Origin of the sequence: Sphingobacterium suaedae, from assembly GCF_042684625.1 — a bacterium.
In the GTDB taxonomy this organism is placed as follows: domain Bacteria; phylum Bacteroidota; class Bacteroidia; order Sphingobacteriales; family Sphingobacteriaceae; genus Sphingobacterium; species Sphingobacterium suaedae.
This window is the reverse complement of record NZ_JBHULR010000004.1, coordinates 407,231-430,972: the sequence shown is the minus strand read 5'-3', so window position 1 is coordinate 430,972 and position 23,742 is coordinate 407,231. Positions and strand designations below refer to the sequence as shown.

General features: G+C 42.3%; 15 protein-coding genes. 6 read left to right on the top strand and 9 right to left on the bottom strand.

Features of this window, described 5'->3' with window-relative positions:
* Window positions 1-5: 5 nt before the first annotated feature.
* Window positions 6-407 (bottom strand): T9SS type A sorting domain-containing protein, encoded by a 402-nt coding sequence (locus ACFSR5_RS11390; RefSeq protein WP_380903813.1) that lies wholly within the window; start codon window positions 405-407, stop codon window positions 6-8.
* Between the two features lie 248 nt (window positions 408-655).
* On the opposite strand from ACFSR5_RS11390, the gene ACFSR5_RS11385 reads away from it, so the two are divergent.
* Window positions 656-2,602 carry a KUP/HAK/KT family potassium transporter gene (locus ACFSR5_RS11385; protein WP_380903811.1) on the top strand — a complete coding sequence of 649 codons (1,947 nt, stop codon included), beginning with the start codon at window positions 656-658 and terminating at the stop codon, window positions 2,600-2,602.
* Window positions 2,603-2,663: 61 nt separating this feature from the next.
* Here ACFSR5_RS11385 and ACFSR5_RS11380 read toward each other — a convergent pair whose 3' ends face one another.
* A complete protein-coding gene (locus ACFSR5_RS11380) occupies window positions 2,664-4,358 on the bottom strand; it encodes an amino acid permease (protein ID WP_380903809.1) in 1,695 nt (564 codons plus the stop codon).
* Window positions 4,359-4,402: 44 nt separating this feature from the next.
* Window positions 4,403-5,086 carry a hypothetical protein gene (locus ACFSR5_RS11375; protein ID WP_380903807.1) on the bottom strand — a complete coding sequence of 228 codons (684 nt, stop codon included), beginning with the start codon at window positions 5,084-5,086 and terminating at the stop codon, window positions 4,403-4,405.
* Between the two features lie 88 nt (window positions 5,087-5,174).
* Between ACFSR5_RS11375 and tyrS the strand changes: the two genes are divergently transcribed.
* The 4 genes from tyrS to ACFSR5_RS11355 all read left to right on the top strand — a co-directional run bounded on the left by tyrS (window position 5,175) and on the right by ACFSR5_RS11355 (window position 11,204).
* On the top strand, window positions 5,175-6,458 hold the full coding sequence (gene tyrS, locus ACFSR5_RS11370; protein WP_380903805.1) for a tyrosine--tRNA ligase: 1,284 nt from the start codon (window positions 5,175-5,177) through the stop codon (window positions 6,456-6,458).
* A gap of 394 nt (window positions 6,459-6,852) precedes the next feature.
* Window positions 6,853-9,525: an FtsK/SpoIIIE family DNA translocase gene (locus ACFSR5_RS11365; protein WP_380903803.1), complete on the top strand. Its 2,673-nt coding sequence runs from the start codon at window positions 6,853-6,855 to the stop codon at window positions 9,523-9,525.
* 1 nt (window position 9,526) lies between these two features.
* Window positions 9,527-10,168: a LolA family protein gene (locus tag ACFSR5_RS11360; RefSeq protein ID WP_380903801.1), complete on the top strand. Its 642-nt coding sequence runs from the start codon at window positions 9,527-9,529 to the stop codon at window positions 10,166-10,168.
* A 10-nt stretch (window positions 10,169-10,178) separates the two neighbouring features.
* Window positions 10,179-11,204 carry a LacI family DNA-binding transcriptional regulator gene (locus ACFSR5_RS11355; protein WP_380903799.1) on the top strand — a complete coding sequence of 342 codons (1,026 nt, stop codon included), beginning with the start codon at window positions 10,179-10,181 and terminating at the stop codon, window positions 11,202-11,204.
* A 9-nt stretch (window positions 11,205-11,213) separates the two neighbouring features.
* Here the strand turns inward: ACFSR5_RS11355 and uxuA are convergent, their stop codons facing one another.
* Window positions 11,214-12,380: a mannonate dehydratase gene (gene uxuA, locus ACFSR5_RS11350; protein ID WP_380903797.1), complete on the bottom strand. Its 1,167-nt coding sequence runs from the start codon at window positions 12,378-12,380 to the stop codon at window positions 11,214-11,216.
* Window positions 12,381-12,393: 13 nt separating this feature from the next.
* The gene (locus ACFSR5_RS11345) at window positions 12,394-13,215 is read right to left on the bottom strand and encodes an SDR family oxidoreductase (protein WP_380903795.1); all 822 of its coding nucleotides are present in this window, start codon (window positions 13,213-13,215) and stop codon (window positions 12,394-12,396) included.
* A 153-nt stretch (window positions 13,216-13,368) separates the two neighbouring features.
* On the opposite strand from ACFSR5_RS11345, the gene ACFSR5_RS11340 reads away from it, so the two are divergent.
* Complete coding sequence (locus ACFSR5_RS11340; RefSeq protein ID WP_380903793.1) at window positions 13,369-14,367, top strand: PfkB family carbohydrate kinase; 999 nt, start codon at window positions 13,369-13,371, stop codon at window positions 14,365-14,367.
* Window positions 14,368-14,444: 77 nt separating this feature from the next.
* Here ACFSR5_RS11340 and rpoC read toward each other — a convergent pair whose 3' ends face one another.
* From rpoC to rplJ, 4 genes are all read right to left on the bottom strand, one after another.
* Window positions 14,445-18,722, bottom strand: coding sequence for a DNA-directed RNA polymerase subunit beta' (gene rpoC / locus ACFSR5_RS11335; RefSeq protein ID WP_380903791.1), 4,278 nt, complete (start codon window positions 18,720-18,722; stop codon window positions 14,445-14,447).
* Between the two features lie 73 nt (window positions 18,723-18,795).
* Window positions 18,796-22,590 carry a DNA-directed RNA polymerase subunit beta gene (gene rpoB, locus ACFSR5_RS11330; protein ID WP_380903789.1) on the bottom strand — a complete coding sequence of 1,265 codons (3,795 nt, stop codon included), beginning with the start codon at window positions 22,588-22,590 and terminating at the stop codon, window positions 18,796-18,798.
* Window positions 22,591-22,769: 179 nt separating this feature from the next.
* Entirely contained in the window at window positions 22,770-23,147 is a 378-nt protein-coding gene (gene rplL / locus ACFSR5_RS11325) for a 50S ribosomal protein L7/L12 (protein WP_002992785.1), read from the bottom strand.
* Window positions 23,148-23,223: 76 nt separating this feature from the next.
* Window positions 23,224-23,742 carry a 50S ribosomal protein L10 gene (gene rplJ, locus ACFSR5_RS11320; RefSeq protein WP_380903787.1) on the bottom strand — a complete coding sequence of 173 codons (519 nt, stop codon included), beginning with the start codon at window positions 23,740-23,742 and terminating at the stop codon, window positions 23,224-23,226.

The following is a 23,742-nucleotide window of genomic DNA, read 5'->3' as shown; positions in this document are numbered from 1 at the left end:
AGCTTCTAACGTACAGAGATACGTTTAACCACTGTTTCTGTGCCCGACGTGACCCGAACAAAATAAAAGCCAGTTGTTAACTTGCCATTGGATTCAAAGGATAGATTTTGAATCCCTCCATCCAAACGACCGTTCATCAAACTTAACACTTCGTTGCCGAGTGCGTCCATCACTTTTATCGTTACGGTATTTTGTTTGGCTAGCTTGAACGAAATGGTTATCTGTTCAGCAATTGGGTTATAAAAAACCTTAACGTTATTAATCAATTTTTCACTCTCTTCTTCCGGCAAAGACGCGGTATTAACGTACAGAGAATGCATAGAAAGGCTAGACTGGAAAACGGAAAAAGTCGACATAGCTTTCCCTGTGCCAAGCATGCTTAGGCTTACTAGGGTAGTCAATATCATCTTTTTAATCATTACACGCATCCTTTTTTATTAAAAATAGACCAATTAATAGGTAGTTGGTTTAATTTCATAATCCGTACACTTCATGTACCTTGTTATTACAAAGTTAGTTGATTTCATCGCACTACAGTCATAAAGTTATAAAAAACAATTTCATTTAACAATTTTTAACAAGATATTACGTTGTCTTCTTTTTTTTTTAGATTGGCACATAATTTACTGTAAGTTTGCAGGATAATTTTTTAGGCATGAAAACCCATAAGCACCACGACGCCCATAAACTCAGTATGGCTGGCTTACTGATCAGTCTCGGTATTATTTTCGGCGACATCGGAACTTCTCCACTTTATGTTGTAAAAGCCGTGTTTAATAAAGGTACGATCGAAGAAGACTTAATACTGGGCAGTTTATCCTGCGTTTTCTGGACGCTAACTCTACAGACAACCATCAAATATGTTTGGATCACCTTAAATGCTGATAATAAAGGGGAAGGTGGGATTTTGTCGCTTTACTCACTGGTCCGGAAAAAAGCGAAGTGGCTGATTATTCCGGCCATCATTGGAGCAAGTACATTATTAGCAGATGGCATGATTACACCAGCGATCACGATCTCTTCCGCGATTGAAGGCTTGGCGATTCGACATCCGCAAGTTCCGACCGTACCCATCGTCGTCATAATTATCAGTTTACTTTTTATCATACAACGTTTCGGCACCTCGATCGTCGGCCGCATATTCGGACCGATGATGTTTATATGGTTTAGCACCATCGGCGTTTTGGGCGTGTTGTATATCAAACATGCTCCTGAAGTATTCTCCGCCATCAACCCCTATTACGCGATAACCACAATTATTAATCATCCGAATGCGCTCTTCCTAATTGGTGCTATTTTTCTATGTACGACGGGAGCGGAAGCCTTGTATTCCGATATGGGACACTGCGGAAAATCAAATATTCGTGTCAGTTGGATATTTGTAAAGCTGACGCTTGTCCTTAACTATTTTGGACAAGGAGCTTGGCTACTGCAACATGCTGGCTCTCAAATGGGTGAGAAAAATCCGTTTTATGCCATAATGCCGGAGGGTTTCGTGGTCTACGGGGTAGCCATTGCCACGATGGCGGCCGTCATCGCTAGTCAAGCTATGATTTCCGGTTCATTTACGCTGATTTCCGAAGCGGTGCGTCTGAATATATGGCCAAAAGTTTCAATTCGTTATCCGAGCGATCAAAAAGGGCAATTGTATGTACCATCTATCAATCTCATCCTGTACATCGGTTGCATGTTGATCATTGCCGTGTTCAAGGAGTCATCCAACATGGAAGCCGCTTACGGACTAGCCATCAATCTCACATTTATCATGACGACGGTGCTGATGTGCGTCTTTCTGGCGCGCGTTCACATTCCAAAGGTTTGGATTGTTGTGTTTGCCGTCTTTTACTTCGTCATCGAACTATCTTTCTTAGCAGGAAATCTAGTTAAGCTGACACACGGCGGGTGGTTGACCTTATTACTCGCTACGACTTTGTTTATCGTTATGTTTTCGTGGTATGGGGCCCGCAAAATCAAAAATAGTTTTGTCCGCTTCAACGATATCCGGGACTACTTCCCGATCATTTCGGAACTGAGCGAAGATAAATCGGTTCCGCTATTCGCTTCGCATTTGGTATACCTTACGAGTGCGAACAATAAAAATGAAATCGAGTCAAAAATTATCTATTCGATGATCAACAAGAAGCCGAAACGTGCCGACGTTTATTGGCTGGTGCATGTTGATGTTATGGATAATCCGCACACGAGAGAGTATGTTGTTGAACAGCTCATTCCGAATAAACTTATCCGCATCGATTTCAAACTTGGTTTTAGGGAAGAACAGCGCATCAGTTTACTGTTTCGAAAGGTGGTCGAAGATATGGTCGAGAAAGGCGAAATAGACATCACGAGCAACTACGAAACGTTAAAGAAACATGGTATTGCGGGAGATTTCAATTTCGTTGTGCTGGAAAAGATGATTTCAAAAACGCACGATTTGAAATGGCACGAAAAAATTATTTTAGAAATCTACAAGATCCTGAAAAGATTTAGTTTATCGGAAGAAAAGGGATTCGGACTAGACAGCAGCTTCGTCACATTAGAACGAGTACCGCTGAATATACCGACAACAAGGGAGGTAACACTCAAGCGACTGCACGGTTAAACGCACGTGAAAAGAACAGAAGCCGGACATTCCAGAAAACTGCTGTCTGGCTTTTTATGTGCTATGCATGTTCGTTTGCCTTAACGTTTAGTTTCGAATGTCGGTATCCGTAACCGAAGTAAATCACTAAGCCAATGAATAGCCAAGCGATAAAAATAATCCAGTTACTTGCACCCAATTCGCTCATTAAATAAAGATTGACCAAGATACCAATGACCGGCAACAAGGAAAAATTATACTTAAATCCCATCACAGCAAGCGCAGCCCACACCAACCAAAAGACAAGGACAAGCGATTTGTGTTCTGCGATATCAACTATGGACAGCAACTGCCACTCGGCGAGTATATGCTGACCATATCTAAGGATCAACACCCAAGCAGCAATAAAACCTATTCCGATAAGGTATTTACCGTTGATATACGGCACGCGAAATTTAGATCTTGCAGAAAGCCCAGCATAGTCCATATACAATACGCCCGCACAAACTAGAATAAAAGCGAAAAAAGTGCCGACGCTCGTCAGGTCTACGAAAAAATCCATTTTAAAAAATAGCGATGGAATAGCCACAACAATCCCTGTTACGATGGTAGCATAGGATGGTGTTTTATATTTTGGATGAACACGGGCGAATTTCTTCGATAACAATCCGTCTCGACTCATCGTCATCCAAATTCTAGGCTGAGCTAGTTGATATACTAGCAAAGCGCTGGTTATCGCGATAACGGACGTCACAGAAACGATGCCGGCCATACGATCAAAGCCCACATATTTAAAAACGAAAGCGAGCGGATCCTTAACATTCAATTCCGTGTAATTGACCATCCCCGTGAGCACCAGCGTAATGGCAACATACAGTACTGTACAAATGATCAAGCACAAAATCATTGCACGAGGTAGATCTCGTTGGGGGTTCTTACATTCCTCTGCAGTCGTAGATATGGAATCGAAGCCTATAAATGCAAAGAATACTGCTGCTACCGAGCCCATAACCCCTTGAAGCCCATTCGGTGCAAACGGTGTCCAGTTTTCCGGTTTAATAAAAAAAATACCGCCCAATACAACTAATACGATAATGCCTATTTTGATCATAACCATGATATTGCTTGCGCGCTGGGATTCCTTAATCCCGATATAAACGAGCCAAGTAACCAGCACGGTAACGAGACCCGCGGGAAAGTCAAAAATAATTGGTATATCCGCAATCCGCGGTGCCGTCGTGTATGCTTCGAGACCAACCTTGTCTGCAACATTCAACGCCGCCACACCCTCCTTCAGGAATTTGTCGTGCGCATCTATCGCATAGCCTGGAGCCATACAGAGCCACTTTGGCAAATGAATACCAAACCCTTCGAGCATGGAAACAAAATATTGAGACCAAGAGATAGCCACTACTGTATTGGAAACCGCATACTCCAACACCAACGCCCAACCGATAATCCACGCGAAAAGTTCACCAAAAGCCACATAAGCGTAAGTGTAGGCACTCCCCGATACAGGAACGGTACTGGCAAACTGCGCATAAGCGAGCGCAGTAAATACACAGGCAAAGGCTGTAAAAATAAACAGTAAGGATATAGCAGGACCTCCTTCATAACTCGCTAATCCGATCGTACTAAAGATCCCTGCTCCAACAATTGCTGCTATGCCCAACGATACGAGATCCCGAACCCCCAAAACTTTTGCCAATCCTGATCCTTGATGCGCGTCTTGGATGATTTGATCGACACTCTTCTTTCTGAAAAGTTTATTTATCATATAGTGCTTAATAATGCATTAATAGCTCACAAAAATGATAAAAATTAAGCTAAGTACACGATTTTATCTTGTATATAATGAAAGATCTCTACGTAATTACCCATATGTTTCTCTTTATATTCCTGTAAACAGGATGTTAAGCGATGGTGATCAACAGGCGTCACTTCGAAAGCCCATACGCGTTTACAGATATTAAATAAGGAATGCGAAAGATTGGTCACTTCGCTATAGTCCAAGATGTAACGCCAACTTAGAAATTGTTCATAGAACTGTAGAAAACCAGGCACATTCACATCTCCGATTACGCGAAGGTATCGCTCAATTGTTCCCCTCTGTACGTGATCCAATTGTTCATACAGCCGCGTCGGGTTTACGAGTTGCTGTTCAATCAACAAATGATCTAACAGTAACTCAATAGCTATATGTGCCAAAAAAGAGGCACGAATGGGTAATGCAGTTAATAGTGGGTCAAGCTCCTTACGCAGTACGTGACAATGTTGCAGAAAAAAATTCGAACTGTGAAACAATTTATCTACTTCTATGTGGCGGTACCAACCTTCCGAAACCCACCGGGTTTTAGGATGCGAAAATAATACCTCCTCAAAACGTTGCGGATGAAAATTATACTGCTTATCCACATTTTTTAATAAATCGGGAAGCAAAGCGCCCAATATTCGCTCTGCATGTGGACTGTATCGTTCAAAGTAATAATGTGATAAAAAATTCACGAATCAAAGTTGTCATTTTATTTATCGTAAGATACGGCTTAATCTCTTATCTTTGCAATCTCAGTAAAAAAATCTTAACGTTATAAAGATGAGTTTTGTAGAAGAATTACGTTGGAGAGGCATGTTACAGGATATTATGCCCGGTACCGAAGATCTATTAAACAAAGAAAAAGTTTCTGGATATATTGGTTTCGATCCGACCGGCGATTCCTTACATGTGGGGCACCTGACACAAATCATGACCTTGATCCATTTTCAAAACGCTGGCCATAAACCTGTAGCGTTGGTAGGTGGTGCCACCGGTATGATTGGAGACCCATCGTTTAAGTCGGCCGAACGTAATTTATTGGATGAGGCAACCCTACAACACAATGTAGATTGTCTAAAAAAACAACTGTCTAAATTTCTGAATTTTGGCGATAGCGAGAACGACGCTAAAATGGTGAACAACTATGATTGGTTCAAAGATTTTAATTTTTTAGATTTCATCCGTGACGTCGGAAAATTGATTACCGTTAATTACATGATGGCCAAAGATTCGGTCAAGAAGCGACTGGAAGGGGACAACGGGCTCTCATTCACGGAGTTTACCTACCAACTGATTCAGGGGTATGATTTCTACTATTTGTGGAAACATCATAATTGTAAGGTGCAAATGGGTGGGTCGGATCAATGGGGAAACATTGTTACGGGGAGCGAGATGATTCGCCGGCAAGATCAAGGCACCGCCTATGCCATTACCACACAACTCATTAAGAAGGCGGATGGGCAAAAATTTGGAAAAACTGAATCTGGGGCCGTTTGGTTAGATCCAAAAAAAACATCTCCTTATAAGTATTACCAATTTTGGCTGAACACCTCCGATGATGATGCAAAAAACTGGATCAAAATCTTCACCTTGAAAAGCCAGTCTGAAATTGAGGCCATCATTGCCGAACATGACGCGGCTCCGCACACAAGAGCTGTTCAAAGAGCATTGGCAAAAGATATCACTATCCGTACGCATTCCGAAAAAGATTACGAAACGGCAATAAAAACGTCTGAATTCCTTTTCGGGAATGGGTCGCTGGATTTTCTAGGAGAGTTAGACCACGAAGCTGTACTGGAAGTTTTCGACGGAGTACCTCAGTTTGAAATCAGTAAAGGCGAACTTTCTAACGGGGTGCCAATTTTAGATTTGTTAGCGGCACATACACAGGTATTTCCATCTAAAGGCGAGGCTCGCAAAATGCTTCAGGGCGGTGGTGTAGCAATCAATAAGCAAAAAATCAGCGATACGGAGCTTGTTATCCGAGAAAACTACCTTATTCAAGATAAATACTTGGTGGCACAGCGAGGTAAGAAAAACTATTTTCTAATTATTGCAAAATAATGTATCCACAGGATGGCACGCAGAGAAAGGGTGTGCCATCTTGCAGTGCATCAACTTCTACACATTACGTGATAGCGTAGCTCTAAAATGGGCCAAGAAGACAAAAAAGATGTTCTGTAAGTGTTACTTTTCCATCGTCATTTATATCGACAGCCAATTCTCAATAGCCACAGCAGAATAGCGTATTACTGTACATCTCTAAGGAGTCGCTTAATGGGATAAAAACACGAATCAGGCAAACATTTTCTAGGTTATGCTCGCTCAATTTATTCCACGTTTGTTTTGTTCCATTTACGGACTTAGTGTGGCACAACACTTGTACATAGTTCCCAAAATCTAATCAAATACTCATCCATTTTTTTTAAGTTTGTAGTAGGAGAATTATCTTATTTTCATGTCAAATAAAGGAAATACATTTAAAGGTTCCGGTGGAATTGGGAGTCCAAAAAAGACATCGCGTACCGCTGGAAACGTATCATATACGAAAAAAGCACGATTTAAATCGTTCGAAAGTATCAATTTTTCAGAAGGGCAACGCAAGGCTCTGAAAATTGGGGGAATCTTCTTTTTGTTTGTCTCGTTTGTGCTCACTGTGTCGTTTGTTTCCTATCTCTTTACGTGGAAACATGATCAAAGCTATATCGCGGAGACAAACGGTGGCTGGTCTACCCTCTTCCAAAGCGCAGATGAAATTGCAGATGAATCAATTGATCTCCCTGTCGTTGACAATAAACTAGGGAAACTGGGTGCATTGCTTGCCAATCAATTCATTTATGAGTGGTTTGGTATCGCGTCTTTTCTATTTGCGCTTGTCTTTTTTGTGATCGGATACAAATTTCTTTATAAAAAGTCCGTCCTCCCCATTTGGAAAACAATGATTTATTCATTCACTTCCATTATTTTTTTATCGGTAACCCTGGGCTTTTTTCAAGATTTTCTGACTGATTCCCCGCACATTTTGGAAGGCAAGTTTGGTTACTGGACCAACCAATTGCTTAAGGCGCAAATCGGGTCGACCGGCATTGCGGCACTACTGATCTTCGCTTATTTAACTGCGCTCGTTTTAATATACAACCTCGATCTTAAATGGACTTGGACGTCTAAACAAGAAGTGCAGGAAGATGAACTGGAGGATCAAGAAGAAGATAATTTCGAGTCCTTCACGAAAACAAGTGCTTCTACAAATGCAGCGAAGCCCTCATTGAATCAACAATTCGCATCAATACATAATCAAGAGGAAGAAGAACTTGATGTATCTTATATTCCGCTCCGTCCGCAACAATCTGTGCACGAAAATGCCATGCGCCCATCGACCGCTTTTGACATAACGCCTACTCCCGATCAGGAGGATGAAGAAGAGATAGATGACCACGAAGTAAGTTTCTCGTTACAGACGTCCACGATGGCACAATCAGAAATTCCTCTTTCCATCGATACACCGGAATCCGTTTCAACGAATGCAACCAATAACAATGGCCCTGAGCTTAGTGTTGAGAAAGTGGTTGAAGAGAAAGCGATTACCGCGGATGACTTAGTTGCGCAATTCGGCGAATACGATCCAAAGCTAGACCTTTCGGGATATCAATATCCGACTTTAGATCTATTGAAAGATTATGGAACAGGACGCATCACGATTAATCAGCAAGAGCTTGAAGCCAATAAAAATAGGATTGTCGACACACTTCGTAATTATAATATTGAAATCGAGCACATTAAGGCAACCATTGGTCCCACCGTCACCTTGTATGAAATCATTCCTAAGCCAGGTGTTCGTATATCTAAGATCAAAAATCTCGAAGATGACATCGCTTTGAGTTTAGCAGCCCTAGGCATCCGGATAATTGCCCCCATGCCCGGAAAAGGAACAATTGGGATCGAAGTTCCTAACAGTTCTCCGGAGATGGTGTCTATGCGCTCCGTCCTAGCGACAGAGAAGTTCCAAAAAACCGATATGGATCTTCCAATCGCTCTCGGAAAAACGATTTCCAACGAGGTTTATATCGCGGATCTGGCCAAAATGCCTCACCTTCTAGTAGCAGGAGCCACTGGACAGGGTAAATCCGTCGGCATTAACGCTATCCTTACGTCCCTTTTGTATAAAAAACATCCTGCCGAATTGAAATTCGTCATGGTCGACCCGAAAAAAGTTGAGCTTTCTCTTTTCAAAACCATCGAAAGACATTTCTTGGCCAAGCTGCCCAACGAAGAGGAAGCGATCATCACCGATACAAAAAAGGTCATCAATACCTTGAATTCACTTTGTATTGAAATGGATCAACGGTACGATTTGTTGAAGAATGCGCAGGTACGGAATCTCAAGGAGTATAATGCAAAATTTGTTAATCGCCGATTAAACCCTGAGGAGGGTCATCGATTCTTACCTTTTATAGTTCTGGTTGTAGATGAATTTGCGGATCTCATGATGACCGCCGGTAAGGAAGTAGAAACGCCTATTGCTCGTTTGGCGCAACTAGCGAGGGCTGTCGGTATACACTTGGTAATTGCTACTCAGCGCCCATCGGTTAACATCATTACTGGTACAATAAAAGCCAACTTCCCTGCTCGCCTCGCGTTCCGCGTGCTCTCGAAAGTAGACTCGCGAACCATCTTGGACACTGGTGGAGCAGATCAGCTCATCGGTCGAGGTGATATGCTGTTAGCCACAGGAAGCGACTTGACACGGATTCAGTGTGCATTTGTTGACACACCTGAAGTGGATAAAATATCAGAATATATCGGAAGTCAGCGTGGTTATCCTTCGGCGTTTCTGTTGCCCGAATATATCGACGAAAATGGTGAAGGCAGTGGAAGCATGGATTTTGACCTGAGCGATCGTGACCAACTCTTTGAAGAAGCTGCTCGACTTATCGTGATGCATCAACAAGGATCCACATCATTGATCCAACGCAAGTTGAAATTAGGTTACAACAGGGCTGGACGAATAATCGATCAGTTGGAGGCAGCAGGTATCGTGGGACCTTTTGAAGGTAGTAAAGCGCGCGAAGTGCTCTACCCTGACGAATATTCGTTGGAACAATATTTGGAAACGTTAAGAAACAACGATTAACATGAAGAAACATGCAATAGCCTTAATGCTCTTATTTTGGAGTACAATGACTTTCGCGCAGAACGACCCAGCAGCCAAAAAATTGTTGGATCAGGTATCAAAAAAATATGATGCGTATTCCACTATCCAATCATCGTTTAGCTTTTCCGCTCGACAAGCGGAAGGAGAAACTTATACAGAAAAAGGAACGTTGTACCTCAACAAGCCTAAAAATCAATACCGTGTCGAGCTCGGGGTACAAGATCTGATCAGTGATGGTAAAACAACGTGGTCTGTACTTAAAGAAGACAAAGAAGTTCAGATCTCAGAAGCTGAAAACAGCAACCAAACGATCGGCCCCAACAATCTGTTTACTTTTTACAAAAAAGGATTCAAATATGTAGGTATGGACGATGAGCGTTTGGGAAATGACGTATTACAAGTCGTGGAACTCAGCCCTATTGATACGAAGACCAATTATTTCAAAATCAAGCTCCGTGTCAACAAAAACAAACATATTCATGATGTATTAATTTTTGATAAGTCGGGAGCGCGTTATACCTATACCATACAAACGTTATATGTAAATCATCCAATTTCGTCGTCTACTTTTTCTTTTAGTAGGTCGGCCTACCCTACATTCGAATTGGTAGATCTTAGGTAATTATTTCGCTATGGGCAAAACAACATTAAAAAGTCTCGCACAAGCCTTGAATATGTCAGTTTCGACGGTTTCAAAAGCACTCAATGATAGCCACGAAATCAGCGAAATAACAAAAAAAAAGGTACAGGAATTTGCAAAAAAACACAATTATCAGCCCAATGTGTTAGCTCAGTTTTTGAAAACCGGAAAAACTCAAACCATTGGTGTGGTACTGCCTAAAATGACAAGCCCATTCGAATCACAGATCTTGGAAGGGATGCAGCAAACGGCCTCTGCGCTGCACTATCGCATCGTCATTATGAACAGTATGGAAAGTGAAGATCTCGAAAAAGCAGCGCTGCAGTCCATGCTCGATAAGGCTGTCGATGGCATTTTATTTTGTCCTATACATGAAAGCTCGAATTTGGAACTCGCGAAACAAATCCAGAAAACCACGCCTCTAGTTATTTTCGATCGGACTAATTATCCGATCGATACACATAAAATTGGCGTTCTAAATTCAGCCGGTACGTATCAAGCCTGCAAGCACCTCTTAGACATTGGACGCAACCGCATGGCGATATTTTGTGGAACGCGTCAGGGTATTACTGCAACGCGGCTTTTGGGCTATTTCGAGGCACACTCTGATTTTGGTCTCCCCGTCGCGCCCGAATACACGGTCTATTGCAACGTAAAAAGCATTTCGGAATTACAAGCAGATATGGAACAACATGTAAAAAAATTATTGCAGCTTCCTAATCCCCCAAATGCGATTATTGGTGTAGCAGACACCATTACGACACACCTACTGGGCGTGCTTGCCAAACTAGAAGTAAAAGTACCGGATACACTTGCCGTTATCGGCTTCGCGAATACTGATCTAGCATTATCTCTTAATCCTTCACTCAGCACCATTAGGCAACCTACCAAGGATATAGGTGAAATATCGGTGACAAAATTGGTTGAAGTCATCCAAAAAACAAATCGAAGCCAAATAGAGTGGGAAGACATTAAGTTGCCCACATCTATTCAGCTTCGACGATCGACGATCGGTTAGCTCATCTTGCTAACTTCGTATAATACCGAGCTCTAGACCTCGGAGCTCGGCCAAACCTCGTAATCTACCGATTGCCGAATAGCCCGGATTCGTAACTTTTTTTAAATCATCCAACATCTGATGTCCATGGTCTGGACGGAATGGTATGGGATACTCTCGATTTTGGTTTTCCGATACAAGCTCTTTCATGACAGCATACATATCCACATCGCCATCCAGATGATCTGCTTCATAGAAGCTACCTAGCGCGTCTCGCTTGACATTCCGCAGGTGTACAAAATTCACACGATCTTTAACCGACTTAAAAATCTCGACCAGATCGTTTTCTGGTCCAGCTCCTAACGAACCGGTACAAAAGCAGATTCCATTGAAGCCTTTATCGACGGCACGGATAATATAATTAAAATCTGTAATCGTACTGGCGATCCTTGGAAGGCCTAATATGGGGTACGGGGGATCATCAGGATGAATAGTCATTTTTATGCCTTCGCGTTCGCAAACATCCGCAATCGAAGATAGAAAGTACTTCAAATTTTCCCGCAACCCGTCAAAACCGATTTTTCCGTACACTTCAATGCTTTGACGAAGATCTTCAAGCGATGGATCCTTCTCCCCCGGTATTCCCATCAGAACATTGGACTGTAAATATTTTTTTGCCGCATCGTCATACCTTGCATACCGCTTCTCCGCTTCAATCAATATTTCTGATGCGTACGATTCGCTCGCCAACGGACGTTTCAAGATATGCATATCAAATATAGCCAGATCAATCCAATCAAAATAAAGGGCTTTTGAGCCATCCTTCATTTCGAGATCCAACTGCGTCCTCGTCCAATCCAACACAGGCATAAAATTGTAACACACCGTCGTGATACCGCAAGATGCTAAATTGGTCAAAGTTTGCCGATAATTATCCAAATAAAACTCGACATCAGCGTTACGGGTTTTAATTGCCTCATGTACGGTCACACTCTCCACAACTGACCATACCAGTCCAGCATCTTCGATCATGCGCTTTCGTTCCAAAATTTCTTCTTTGGGCCATACCGCGCCATGTGGAATATGATGCAACGCGGAGACAATTCCTGTTGCTCCAGCCTGCTTTACATCCTGAAGGGACACGGGATCATTTGGACCATACCAACGCCACGTTTGTTCTAAAAACTTTCTTTCCATAGTTATCTCTATGTTAAACGCCACACCAGTTATTAAATCCGCCGTCGACAAAGATCGTTTCTCCGGTTACGAAGGCCGATGCCCCGCTCAGTAGGTAGACCAATGTCCCCTCCAGCTCTGACGGATCGCCTAGTCGCGAAAATGGCGTACCTTGCACAAATTTTTGAGCTCGATCAGTGTATGTGCCATCCGCATTCGTTAGCAACGTTCGGTTTTGCTCTGTCAAAAATACGCCTGGAGCAATTGCATTGACTCGAATCTTATCGCTATAGCGTAAAGCCAATTCTGCGGCCATCCATTTTGTAAAACCATCCACACCATGTTTTGCCACTGTATAACCCAGTACACGTGTAATCGGACGACTAGCAGCTAATGAAGATATATTGATAATTGATCCGACACCCTTCTTGGCCATCACTTCCCCAAAAATCAAGGTGGGAATAATCGTACCATATAAATTTAATTCAATGGCTTTAATTGTATCTCCGATTTTATTATCGAAAACATCTTGATCCGGCGCAATGGTCGCGCCTGGAATATTACCGCCGGCTGCATTTACAAGACCGTCTATCGTCCCCCAATGTGCTAAAATCTGATGTTTTGCATTTCGCATAGATTCTTCATTCATCACATCCCCAACGACGGCAATAGCTTCGCCACCCAGAGTTTGCACCAGTCGTACGCGTTCATCCGCTTTTTCCTGACTTCTTCCAATAATACAGACTTTTGCACCTGCTTCCGCTAGTGCCTTGACGAATGCTTTACCTAAAATACCGGTACCGCCTGTTACGACGATTACCTTCCCTCGAAGAGAGAATCTTTCTAGTATATTCATGATACCCTTTTCAGCTTATAATTCTCAATTATAGCTATTTTTTACGGCATTTACCGGCTTTCCAAATGAAGAAATCACGATAACGATTTCGTAATATACTTAGTAGGTATAAAAAAATTACCCTAATTTAACAACCGAAAAATAAATCCATTTATGAGTGTTATATTATCGTTTGGCGAGATATTAATCCGACAACAAAGTTTAGGAAACAGCTTTTTTGACAAAAAAAACAACCGACTAGAGATATTTCCTGGCGGATCGGAAGCCAATGTCGCGGCTTCCTTAGCACAAATGGGAGATACAGTCGCCTATTGTAGCGCATTCCCTAACAACGCCCTCGCGGATGAGATTATAACGCTCCTTCAAGAACTGAACGTGGACACCGGGAAGAGTATTCGATCTGGGGATCGATTGGGAGCCTATATATTGATGTCTGCCAACGGCTTATCCAAAGGCGAAGTCATCTATGACCGAAAGTATTCCAGCTTCAGTCAGCTTCGTTTACAAGACATCGATTTCAAAAAATTTTTCCAAGACGTGACGTGGTTGCACTGGACAGCACTAACGCCGGCGTTGAACCCTGAACTAGCAGCATTGATGGGAACTATCCTACAGGAGGCCTCTTCACGAAACGTGACGATATCTGTAGATCTGAATTATCGAAACCGTTTGTGGCAATACGGGAAACAGCCTCTAGAAATCATGCCCTCTTTGGTAGAGCACTGCGATGTGATTATGGGAAATATTTGGGCTGCCAATAAAATGCTCGGCACAGCTGTCGACGAGCAGCTGAACCGCCACACGACCAAAGAAGATTATTTACACGCCGCAAAAAAGTCGGCAGAAGAAATTTTTGAAAAATTTCCGCGTTGCAAGCATATTGCTTATACATTCCGTTTTATGGACAGTCCGAGTCATAATCTTTTCTACGGTACCTACCACACGCCCCTCGAAAATGTATCTTCCAAAACGTTAGAAACGCAACAGGTAATAGACCGAATTGGAAGCGGAGACGCGTTTATGGCAGGTCTTATCCACGCCTTGGTCAATAAGATGACTCCGCAAGCTATTATCGATACAGCAACGGCTGCAGGATTTCATAAGCTCTTTATCAAAGGCGACTTCGGAGATGGGCAAATTAGTTGGTTTTAGTGTGAACAAATAGATACGAAAAAAGGGTAATGAATATGATCATTACCCTTTTTTTATTTGATTACTATCGTGCTAACTTAGTCTTCTTCTTTAGAAGCCAATAGTTGGTCGTATTCTTCACGAGAACCGACGATTATATTACTGTACTCACGTAAACCAGTACCTGATGGAATCAAGTGACCAACAATAACGTTTTCTTTCAAGCCCAATAGGTCGTCACGCTTACCAGCGATAGCCGCTTCATTAAGAACTTTGGTGGTTTCCTGGAACGACGCTGCCGATATGAATGATTTCGTACCTAGAGACGCACGCGTGATACCTTGTAACAGCGGACTAGATGTTGCCGATATAGCATCACGGACCTCTACTGTTTTCTGATCTTGGCGTCTCAAGCTTGAATTTTCTTCGCGCAACTTACGTAGCGTTACGATCTGTCCTGGACGCAAAGTCTTTGAATCTCCGGCATCCACGACGACTTTCTTATCAAATAACGAGTCGTTTTCTTGCATAAAATCCCATTTGTTTACGGCTTCTTTTTCCAAGAACCGGGTATCTCCTGGGTCTTCGATATTCACTTTCTGCATCATTTGGTGAACGATGGTTTCAAAATGCTTATCGTTAATCTTCACCCCTTGTAAGCGGTAAACCTCTTGAATACCATTTACAATATATTCCTGAACAGCAGCAGGTCCTTTGATCGACAAGATATCGGACGGAGAAATAGACCCATCAGACAATGGCATACCAGCCTTCACAAAGTCATTGTCCTGTACCAGGATATGCTTTGAAAGTGGGACTAGATATTTCTTGATCTGTCCGTCCCTTGACTCAATAGATATCTCTCGGTTACCACGTTTCACGCCTCCCAGTGTCACAACACCGTCGATCTCCGTAACAACCGCAGGATTCGAAGGATTACGCGCCTCGAACAACTCCGTTACCCGAGGTAGACCACCCGTGATATCTCGTGTCTTACCCGTCGCGCGCGGAATCTTCGCCAGGATTGTACCTTCTTTAATTTTCTGACCATCTTGAACCGATACGTGAGCACCAACTGGGATGTTGTAAGAGCGAAGTGTATCCCCTGTTAGATCAGCAATCTTAATGGTCGGGTTCTTCGTTTTATCACGTGTTTCAATGATAACTTTCTCTTTGTGTCCAGTTTGCTCGTCAGACTCGTCACGGAAGGTTACCCCTTCGATAATTGCTTCGAATTCTATCTTACCAGCAAATTCCGAAATGATTACCGCGTTATATGGATCCCAGTCGACTAACACTTTGCCTTTCTCCACCTTATCACCTTCGTTCACATACAAGTTCGCACCGTATGGGATAACTTGGTTATAAAGTACTTTCTTCTCGCTATTCACGATACGAATTTCACCCGAACGACCAATTACAACTTGGTAAGGTCCTTCTTCACCTTCTTTAGCGACCGTACGAACATTTTCAAACTCGACCTGACCTTCATACTTGGCCACGATGCTTGAATCTGCAGCAATGTTCGACGCCGTACCACCCACGTGGAACGTACGAAGTGTCAACTGTGTACCGGGCTCACCTACCGATTGTGCTGCAATTACACCGACTGCCTCGCCCAATTGCACGCGCTTGCCCGATGCTAAGTTACGTCCATAACAGCACGCACATACACCCCGTTTCGATTCACAGGTCAATACTGAACGAATTTCAACACCTTCGATACCGGCTTTGTCGATCTCCTCAGCAATTTCCTCGGTAATATCACCATTTGCCGCCACGATCAATTCGCCCGTTTCTGGATGAACAACGTCGTTCAATGGTGTACGTCCCAAGATTCGGTCATATAATGGTTCCACAACGTCATCATTTTCCTTCAACGCTGTTTTGTAAATACCTCTTAATGTACCACAGTCTTCTTCAACCACGATCATATCTTGCGCGACGTCATGTAAACGACGAGTTAGATAACCCGCATCGGCCGTCTTCAACGCCGTATCGGCAAGACCTTTACGCGCACCGTGGGTGGAGATAAAGTACTCCAATACGGACAAACCTTCTTTAAAGTTCGACAAGATTGGGTTTTCGATAATCTCCCCACCGGAAGTACCCGATTTTTGAGGTTTCGCCATTAGACCACGCATACCACATAACTGACGGATCTGCTCCTTCGAACCACGAGCTCCGGAATCCAACATCATATAAACCGAGTTAAAACCTTGGTTATCGTTAGAAAGAATGTCCATTACGTGTGCTGTCAATCGATTATTGATACGTGTCCAAATATCGATAATCTGGTTGTACCGCTCGTTGTTGGTAATGAAACCCATGTTGTAGTTGTTCATTACCTCATCAACTTCATTAGTAGCCTGAGTAATCAAATCAGCTTTCGCAGCAGGAATATTCAAATCTTGCAAGTTGAACGACAAACCTCCTTTAAAAGCCGTTTGGAATCCTAACTCCTTCATGTCGTCCAAGAATTGTGCAGCACGAGCCATACCCGTATTCTTTACAATCTCACCGATGACATTACGCAGTGATTTTTTAGTCAATAGTTCATTAATGAAACCCATCTCTTCTGGTACGATCTGGTTAAAGATAACCCGACCTACCGTTGTTTCAATGATGGCATCAACAATCTGACCTTCTTTATTTTTTGTTTTCGTCTTTACCTTAATGTAGGCGTGCAGATCGATCTGATTCTCGTTCAAGGCAATGATTACCTCTTCTGGAGAATAAAACGTCATACCATCGCCTCGCACCTTACGGTCTTCTGTCGATTTGCGACCCTTTGTGATATAATACAGCCCCAATACCATGTCCTGAGAAGGAACCGTGACTGGAGAACCGTTGGCCGGATTGAGGATATTGTGCGACGCCAACATCAAGATCTGTGCTTCCAAAATCGCGGCATTACCTAAAGGCAAGTGAACCGCCATTTGGTCACCGTCGAAATCGGCGTTGAACGCCGTACACACTAAGGGGTGTAATTGGATCGCTTTACCTTCTACCAAAGTCGGTTGAAAAGCCTGAATACCCAAACGGTGAAGCGTAGGCGCACGGTTGAGTAATACAGGGTGTCCTTTCAATACGTTTTCCAGAATATCCCATACCACTGGATCTTTCCGATCCACAATCTTTTTCGCCGATTTTACTGTTTTTACAATACCACGCTCGATCATCTTACGGATGATAAACGGTTTGTAAAGTTCAGCAGCCATATCTTTAGGAAGACCACACTCATGTAATTTCAAGTGAGGGCCTACAACAATGACCGAACGAGCCGAATAATCCACACGCTTACCTAACAAGTTTTGACGGAAACGACCTTGCTTACCTTTCAAAATATCAGATAAAGACTTCAAAGCACGGTTACCTTCTGTCTTAACGGCATTCACTTTACGTGAGTTGTCAAACAAAGAGTCTACCGCTTCTTGAAGCATACGTTTTTCGTTACGTAAGATTACTTCAGGAGCTTTGATCTCGATCAAACGTTTTAAACGGTTGTTACGGATAATCACACGACGGTATAAGTCATTCAAATCCGAAGTCGCAAAACGACCACCATCCAAAGGCACTAGAGGACGCAATTCAGGAGGAATGATCGGAACGATCTTCACAATCATCCACTCTGGACGATTTTCGATACGACCGTTTGCACCGCGGAAAGCCTCCACAACATGAAGACGTTTTAGCGCTTCATTTTTACGTTGCTGCGAAGTTTCATTAGCCGCTTGGTGGCGTAAATCGTAAGACAACTGATCTAAATCGATACGTTTCAACAAATCTTCCAAAGCTTCCGCACCCATTTTCGCCACAAATTTCTGAGGATCTGTATCGTCCAGATATTGGTTTTCTTTCGGTAAGGTGTCTAAAATATCTAAGTATTCTTCTTCCGTTAAGAAATCCATAAATGAAATTCCATCTTCTTCTTTGATACCCGGCTGGATAACCACATATCGTTCGTAGTAGATGATCATGTCCAATTTCTTTGTCGGAAGACCTAGCAAATAACCTATTTTGTTTGGAAGAGAACGGAAATACCAAATATGAGCAACAGGAACCACCAAGTTGATATGTCCCATACGCTCACGACGTACTTTTTTCTCTGTAACTTCCACACCACAACGGTCACATACGATCCCTTTATAACGGATACGTTTGTATTTACCACAGTGACATTCGTAATCCTTCACCGGACCAAAAATACGTTCACAGAACAAGCCATCACGTTCGGGCTTGTAGGTACGATAGTTGATTGTTTCCGGTTTCGTAACCTCACCGCTTGAACGCTCCAGAATTGTCTCTGGTGAAGCCAAACTAATCGTAATCGATGTGAAGTTACTTTTGATTTTATTATCTTTTTTGTAAGACATACTTTATAAAAAGTTAAAGCTGTATGTAAAGAGCTTAAGAAGCAGTAAAACTACTTCTTAAGCCTTTGACTGATTAATCTAATGTGATATCTAAACCTAGACCGCGCAACTCATGTACCAATACATTGAATGATTCTGGTACAGATGGCGTTGGAAGATTATTACCCTTAACGATTGCTTCGTAAGTTTTGGCACGACCAACCACGTCATCTGATTTCACCGTTAAGATCTCTTGAAGAATGTTGGATGCACCGAATGCTTCCAACGCCCAAACCTCCATCTCACCAAAACGCTGACCACCAAACTGAGCCTTACCACCCAAAGGTTGCTGTGTAATCAACGAGTATGGTCCAATAGACCGTGCGTGCATTTTATCATCAACCATGTGTCCTAACTTCAACATGTAAATTACACCCACTGTCGTTGGTTGGTCGAAACGCTCGCCTGTTAATCCGTTGTAAAGATAAGTTCTACCCGATGCTGGTAAACCAGCTTTCGAGATCCACTCCTCAACTTCACCCATCTCAGCTCCATCAAAGATTGGTGTAGCGAACTTCATTCCCAATTTCTGGCCGGCCCATCCTAAAACAGTTTCATAGATCTGCCCCAAGTTCATCCGCGAAGGTACACCTAGTGGGTTCAATACGATATCAACCGGTGTTCCATCTTCCAAGAATGGCATATCTTCATCACGAACGATACGGGCAACGATACCCTTATTACCGTGACGGCCCGCCATCTTATCGCCCACTCTTAGTTTACGTTTCTTAGCTACGTACACTTTAGCCATCTGAACAATACCGGACGGAAGCTCGTCACCAACGGAAATAGCAAATTTCTCACGTTTGAAGGCTCCCAATTCTTCATTAACCTTAATGTTATAGAAGTGAAGCGCCAATTTGATCAATTCGTTCTTATCTTCATCAGTTGTCCACCCTGTTGGGTTGATGTGTGCATATTCTAAGTCAGAAAGGATCTTCTGCGTGAACTTGGCACCTTTCGGCACCAACAATTCTTTATACACATTGTATACCCCTTGGCTTGTTTTACCATTTACAACAGTAAATAGCTTTTCTACCAACCGGTCTTTTAAAATTTTGACAGCTTTATCGTGTGCAACTTCTAACTTCTCTAAAGCTTTACGTTCAACCTCTTTAGACATCTTTTTCGCACGCGAGAAAAGCTTCGTATCAATGACAACACCTTTCAAGGATGGAGATGCTTTCAATGAAGCATCTTTCACATCGCCGGCTTTATCACCAAATATTGCACGAAGAAGTTTCTCCTCTGGTGAAGGATCAGACTCTCCCTTAGGTGTAATCTTACCAATTAGGATATCACCTCCGTTCACCTCTGCGCCGATACGGATAATACCGTTTTCGTCCAAGTCTTTCGTAGCTTCTTCGGAAACGTTCGGAATATCAGCGGTCAATTCCTCTTCACCGCGTTTGGTATCACGAACTTCCAATTCAAACTCTTCGATATGAAGCGAAGTAAATAAATCCTGCGATACAACACGTTCAGAAATTACGATCGCATCCTCAAAGTTGTAACCTTGCCAAGGCATGAACGCCACTTTCAGGTTACGACCTAACGCTAACTCACCATTTTCTGTCGCATATCCTTCACATAATACTTCGCCTTTAGTAACCTTCTGGCCTTTCTTAACGATCGGCTTCAAGTTAATACACGTGTTCTGGTTCGTTTTCTTGAATTTCGTTAATTTATACGTCTTTACATCGTCGTCAAAAGAAACCAAACGATCATCTTCTGTGCGTTCGTAACGGATTTTTATTTCGTTGGCATCCACGTATTCTACAATACCGTTACCTTCTGCGTTAATCAATGTGCGTGAATCTGATGCTACACGAGCCTCCAATCCAGTACCCACAATCGGCGCGCTCGGACGCAATAATGGAACAGCCTGACGCTGCATGTTTGATCCCATCAAGGCACGGTTGGCATCATCATGCTCTAAGAACGGAATCAAGGAAGCAGCAATCGAGGTAATCTGATTCGGAGCAACGTCCATATAATCCAAACGCTCTGGTTCGATAATTGGGAAGTCTCCCTCATATCTTGCTTTTACTTTAGGATCTAAGAAGTTACCTTGATCATCATATTGCGCATTAGCCTGTGCGATTGTCTTATCATCCTCGTCCTCTGCAGAAAGGTAAACAACCGGCTCATCCACCACTACTTTACCGTCTTTTACTTTCCGATAAGGTGTTTCGATAAATCCTAAATTGTTAATTTTAGCGTGTACTGCCAAAGAAGAGATCAAACCGATGTTTGGCCCTTCTGGCGTCTCAATAGTACAAAGACGACCGTAGTGCGTGTAGTGAACGTCACGCACTTCGAAACCGGCACGTTCACGGGAAAGACCACCTGGACCTAAAGCTGATAAACGACGCTTGTGCGTAATTTCAGCAAGAGGGTTAGTTTGATCCATGAACTGCGACAGCTGGTTTGTACCGAAGAACGAGTTGATTACCGACGAAAGTGTACGTGCATTAATCAAATCTGTTGGTGTAAATACCTCATTATCGCGAATATTCATGCGCTCACGGATGGTACGCGCCATACGAGACAGGCCAACACCAAATTGAGCATACAATTGTTCACCTACAGTACGTACACGACGGTTTGACAAGTGGTCGATATCGTCCACCTCGGCTTTTGAATTGATCAAATTGATCAAATACTTCACAATAGCGATAATATCTTCACGCGTCAGCACCTTAATATCGTCTGCCGTACCAAGTCCTAACTTCCTGTTGATACGGTAACGGCCAACGTCACCTAAGTCATAACGCTTGTCAGAGAAGAATAGGCGGTCAATGATACCACGTGCAGTTTCCTCATCGGGTGGTTCAGCATTACGTAATTGACGGTAGATATGCTCTACTGCTTCTTTCTCTGAATTCGATGTATCTTTTTGTAAAGTGTTATATATAATGGAGTAATCCGCATTGTTTGATGCATCTTCTTTTGCCAAGATAATAGATTTAACTCCAGCATCGATGATCAAATCAATGTGATCGTCCTCTAATACAGTTTCACGTTCTAAGATAATTTCATTACGATCGATAGATACCACTTCTCCAGTATCTTCATCTACGAAATCCTCGATCCATTTTTTCAATACCCTGGCGGCTAAACGACGACCAACGTACTTTTTAAGACCAGATTTACTAACTTTTACCTCATCTGCAAGATCGAATAACTCTAAGATATCTTTATCTGAATCATAACCGATCGCACGCAATAAAGTAGTAACTGGGAATTTCTTTTTACGGTCGATGTATGCATACATGACGTTATTAACGTCTGTTGCAAATTCGATCCAAGATCCTTTAAAAGGAATTACCCTTGCAGAATAAAGTTTCGTACCATTTGTGTGTCTACTCTGACCAAAGAATACCCCAGGAGAACGGTGTAATTGAGAAACGATAACACGTTCGGCACCATTGATGACAAAAGTACCTTTCGGTGTCATATATGGAATCGTCCCTAGATATACATCCTGTACAATAGTTTCGAAATCTTCGTGTTCCTCATCATTACAAGATAACTTCAATTTTGCCTTTAGAGGTACGCTGTAAGTCAGGCCACGCTCGATACACTCTTGGATATCATAGCGCGGAGGATCGATGAAATAATCCAAAAACTCCAGCACAAAAATGTTTCTTGAATCAGAAATAGGGAAGTTTTCTGCGAAAACCTTGAACAGCCCTTCCTGATGGCGATTGTCAGAAGTAGTTTCTAATTGAAAAAACTCCTTGAAAGATTGCAATTGCACATCCAAGAAATCTGGGTAATCGATTACCTTCTTACTTGTAGCAAAATTTACTCTTTCGTTTTGCATATTATTGTTTGCCAAGGGAATAAGAATTTTAGTTTAAAAAAACTGAGCCAACTATGCTGTAATCGTATAATTTGTCAAATGTCAGCACCCATTTGACACATGTAATAATATAAACAGGAATAGACTCTGACCAATTTCTTGACAGAGTCTAAACCGTTAAGGTGCTTTAATATGTGAGATTATTTGATCTCAACAACAGCTCCAGCTTCTTCTAATTGTTTTTTCAACGCTTCAGCTTCGTCTTTTGAAACACCAGCTTTCAACTCTTTAGGAGCACCGTCTACTAAATCTTTAGCTTCTTTCAAGCCTAAACCAGCTAAGTCTTTAACCAATTTAACTACCGCTAATTTCTGACCACCAGCTTCTTTCAAGATAACGTCAAATGAAGTTTTCTCTTCAGCAGCAGCAGCGCCACCTTCAGCAGGAGCAGCAGCAACTGCAACAGCAGCAGCAGCAGGCTCGATACCATACTCATCTTTTAAGATATCAGCTAATTCTTTAACTTCTTTTACTGTTAAGTTAACTAACTGTTCAGCAAGTTGTTTTAAATCTGCCATTTTATTTTGAATTTTTGAATGTACTTAAATAATAATGTTTAATTAATGTACGAACATCTTTTTAGAGAGGTGTTCGTTAACCTCTTTCCTCTAAAGCTTTTACTAATCCTGAAATTGTATTTCCACCCGATTGAAGAGCTGAAATAACATTCTTTGCTGGCGATTGAAGTGCTGCGATAACGTCTGCAATAAGCTCGTCCTTCGATTTAAGATTAACTAATGCATTCAATTGATTATCACCTACGAAAGCTGTTTCCTGAATATAAGCTGCTTTTAATACGGGTTTATCACCTTCCTTGCGCAACTGTTTGATCAACTTCGCAGGAGCATTTCCTGTCTCTGAGAACAACAACGTGGATGCACCTTTAAGTACACTACGCAGTTCCTCTGAATCGATACCTGCTTCTACAAGGGCTTTTTCGATCAACGTGTTTTTAGCCACTTGGATCACGATGCCTTGTTCGAAACATTTACGACGAATGTTATTCACTTTTTCAACAGTTAAATCAGCAGTGTCAGTAATATAGAAATTACCGTAAGATTTAATCTGTTCGGCCAAAGCTTGAACAATTTCTTGTTTTTCTTCTTTTCTCAT

Excerpts from the sequence above, each read along its gene's own strand:
- ACFSR5_RS11390 (WP_380903813.1), bottom strand. The coding sequence starts at position 407 with ATGATATTGACTACCCTAGTAAGCCTAAGCATGCTTGGCACAGGGAAA.
- ACFSR5_RS11385 (WP_380903811.1), top strand. The coding sequence starts at position 656 with ATGAAAACCCATAAGCACCACGACGCCCATAAACTCAGTATGGCTGGC.
- ACFSR5_RS11380 (WP_380903809.1), bottom strand. The coding sequence starts at position 4,358 with ATGATAAATAAACTTTTCAGAAAGAAGAGTGTCGATCAAATCATCCAA.
- tyrS (WP_380903805.1), top strand. The coding sequence starts at position 5,175 with ATGAGTTTTGTAGAAGAATTACGTTGGAGAGGCATGTTACAGGATATT.
- ACFSR5_RS11365 (WP_380903803.1), top strand. The coding sequence starts at position 6,853 with ATGTCAAATAAAGGAAATACATTTAAAGGTTCCGGTGGAATTGGGAGT.
- ACFSR5_RS11360 (WP_380903801.1), top strand. The coding sequence starts at position 9,527 with ATGAAGAAACATGCAATAGCCTTAATGCTCTTATTTTGGAGTACAATG.
- ACFSR5_RS11355 (WP_380903799.1), top strand. The coding sequence starts at position 10,179 with ATGGGCAAAACAACATTAAAAAGTCTCGCACAAGCCTTGAATATGTCA.
- uxuA (WP_380903797.1), bottom strand. The coding sequence starts at position 12,380 with ATGGAAAGAAAGTTTTTAGAACAAACGTGGCGTTGGTATGGTCCAAAT.
- ACFSR5_RS11345 (WP_380903795.1), bottom strand. The coding sequence starts at position 13,215 with ATGAATATACTAGAAAGATTCTCTCTTCGAGGGAAGGTAATCGTCGTA.
- ACFSR5_RS11340 (WP_380903793.1), top strand. The coding sequence starts at position 13,369 with ATGAGTGTTATATTATCGTTTGGCGAGATATTAATCCGACAACAAAGT.
- rpoC (WP_380903791.1), bottom strand. The coding sequence starts at position 18,722 with ATGTCTTACAAAAAAGATAATAAAATCAAAAGTAACTTCACATCGATT.
- rpoB (WP_380903789.1), bottom strand. The coding sequence starts at position 22,590 with ATGCAAAACGAAAGAGTAAATTTTGCTACAAGTAAGAAGGTAATCGAT.
- rplL (WP_002992785.1), bottom strand. The coding sequence starts at position 23,147 with ATGGCAGATTTAAAACAACTTGCTGAACAGTTAGTTAACTTAACAGTA.
- rplJ (WP_380903787.1), bottom strand. The coding sequence starts at position 23,742 with ATGAGAAAAGAAGAAAAACAAGAAATTGTTCAAGCTTTGGCCGAACAG.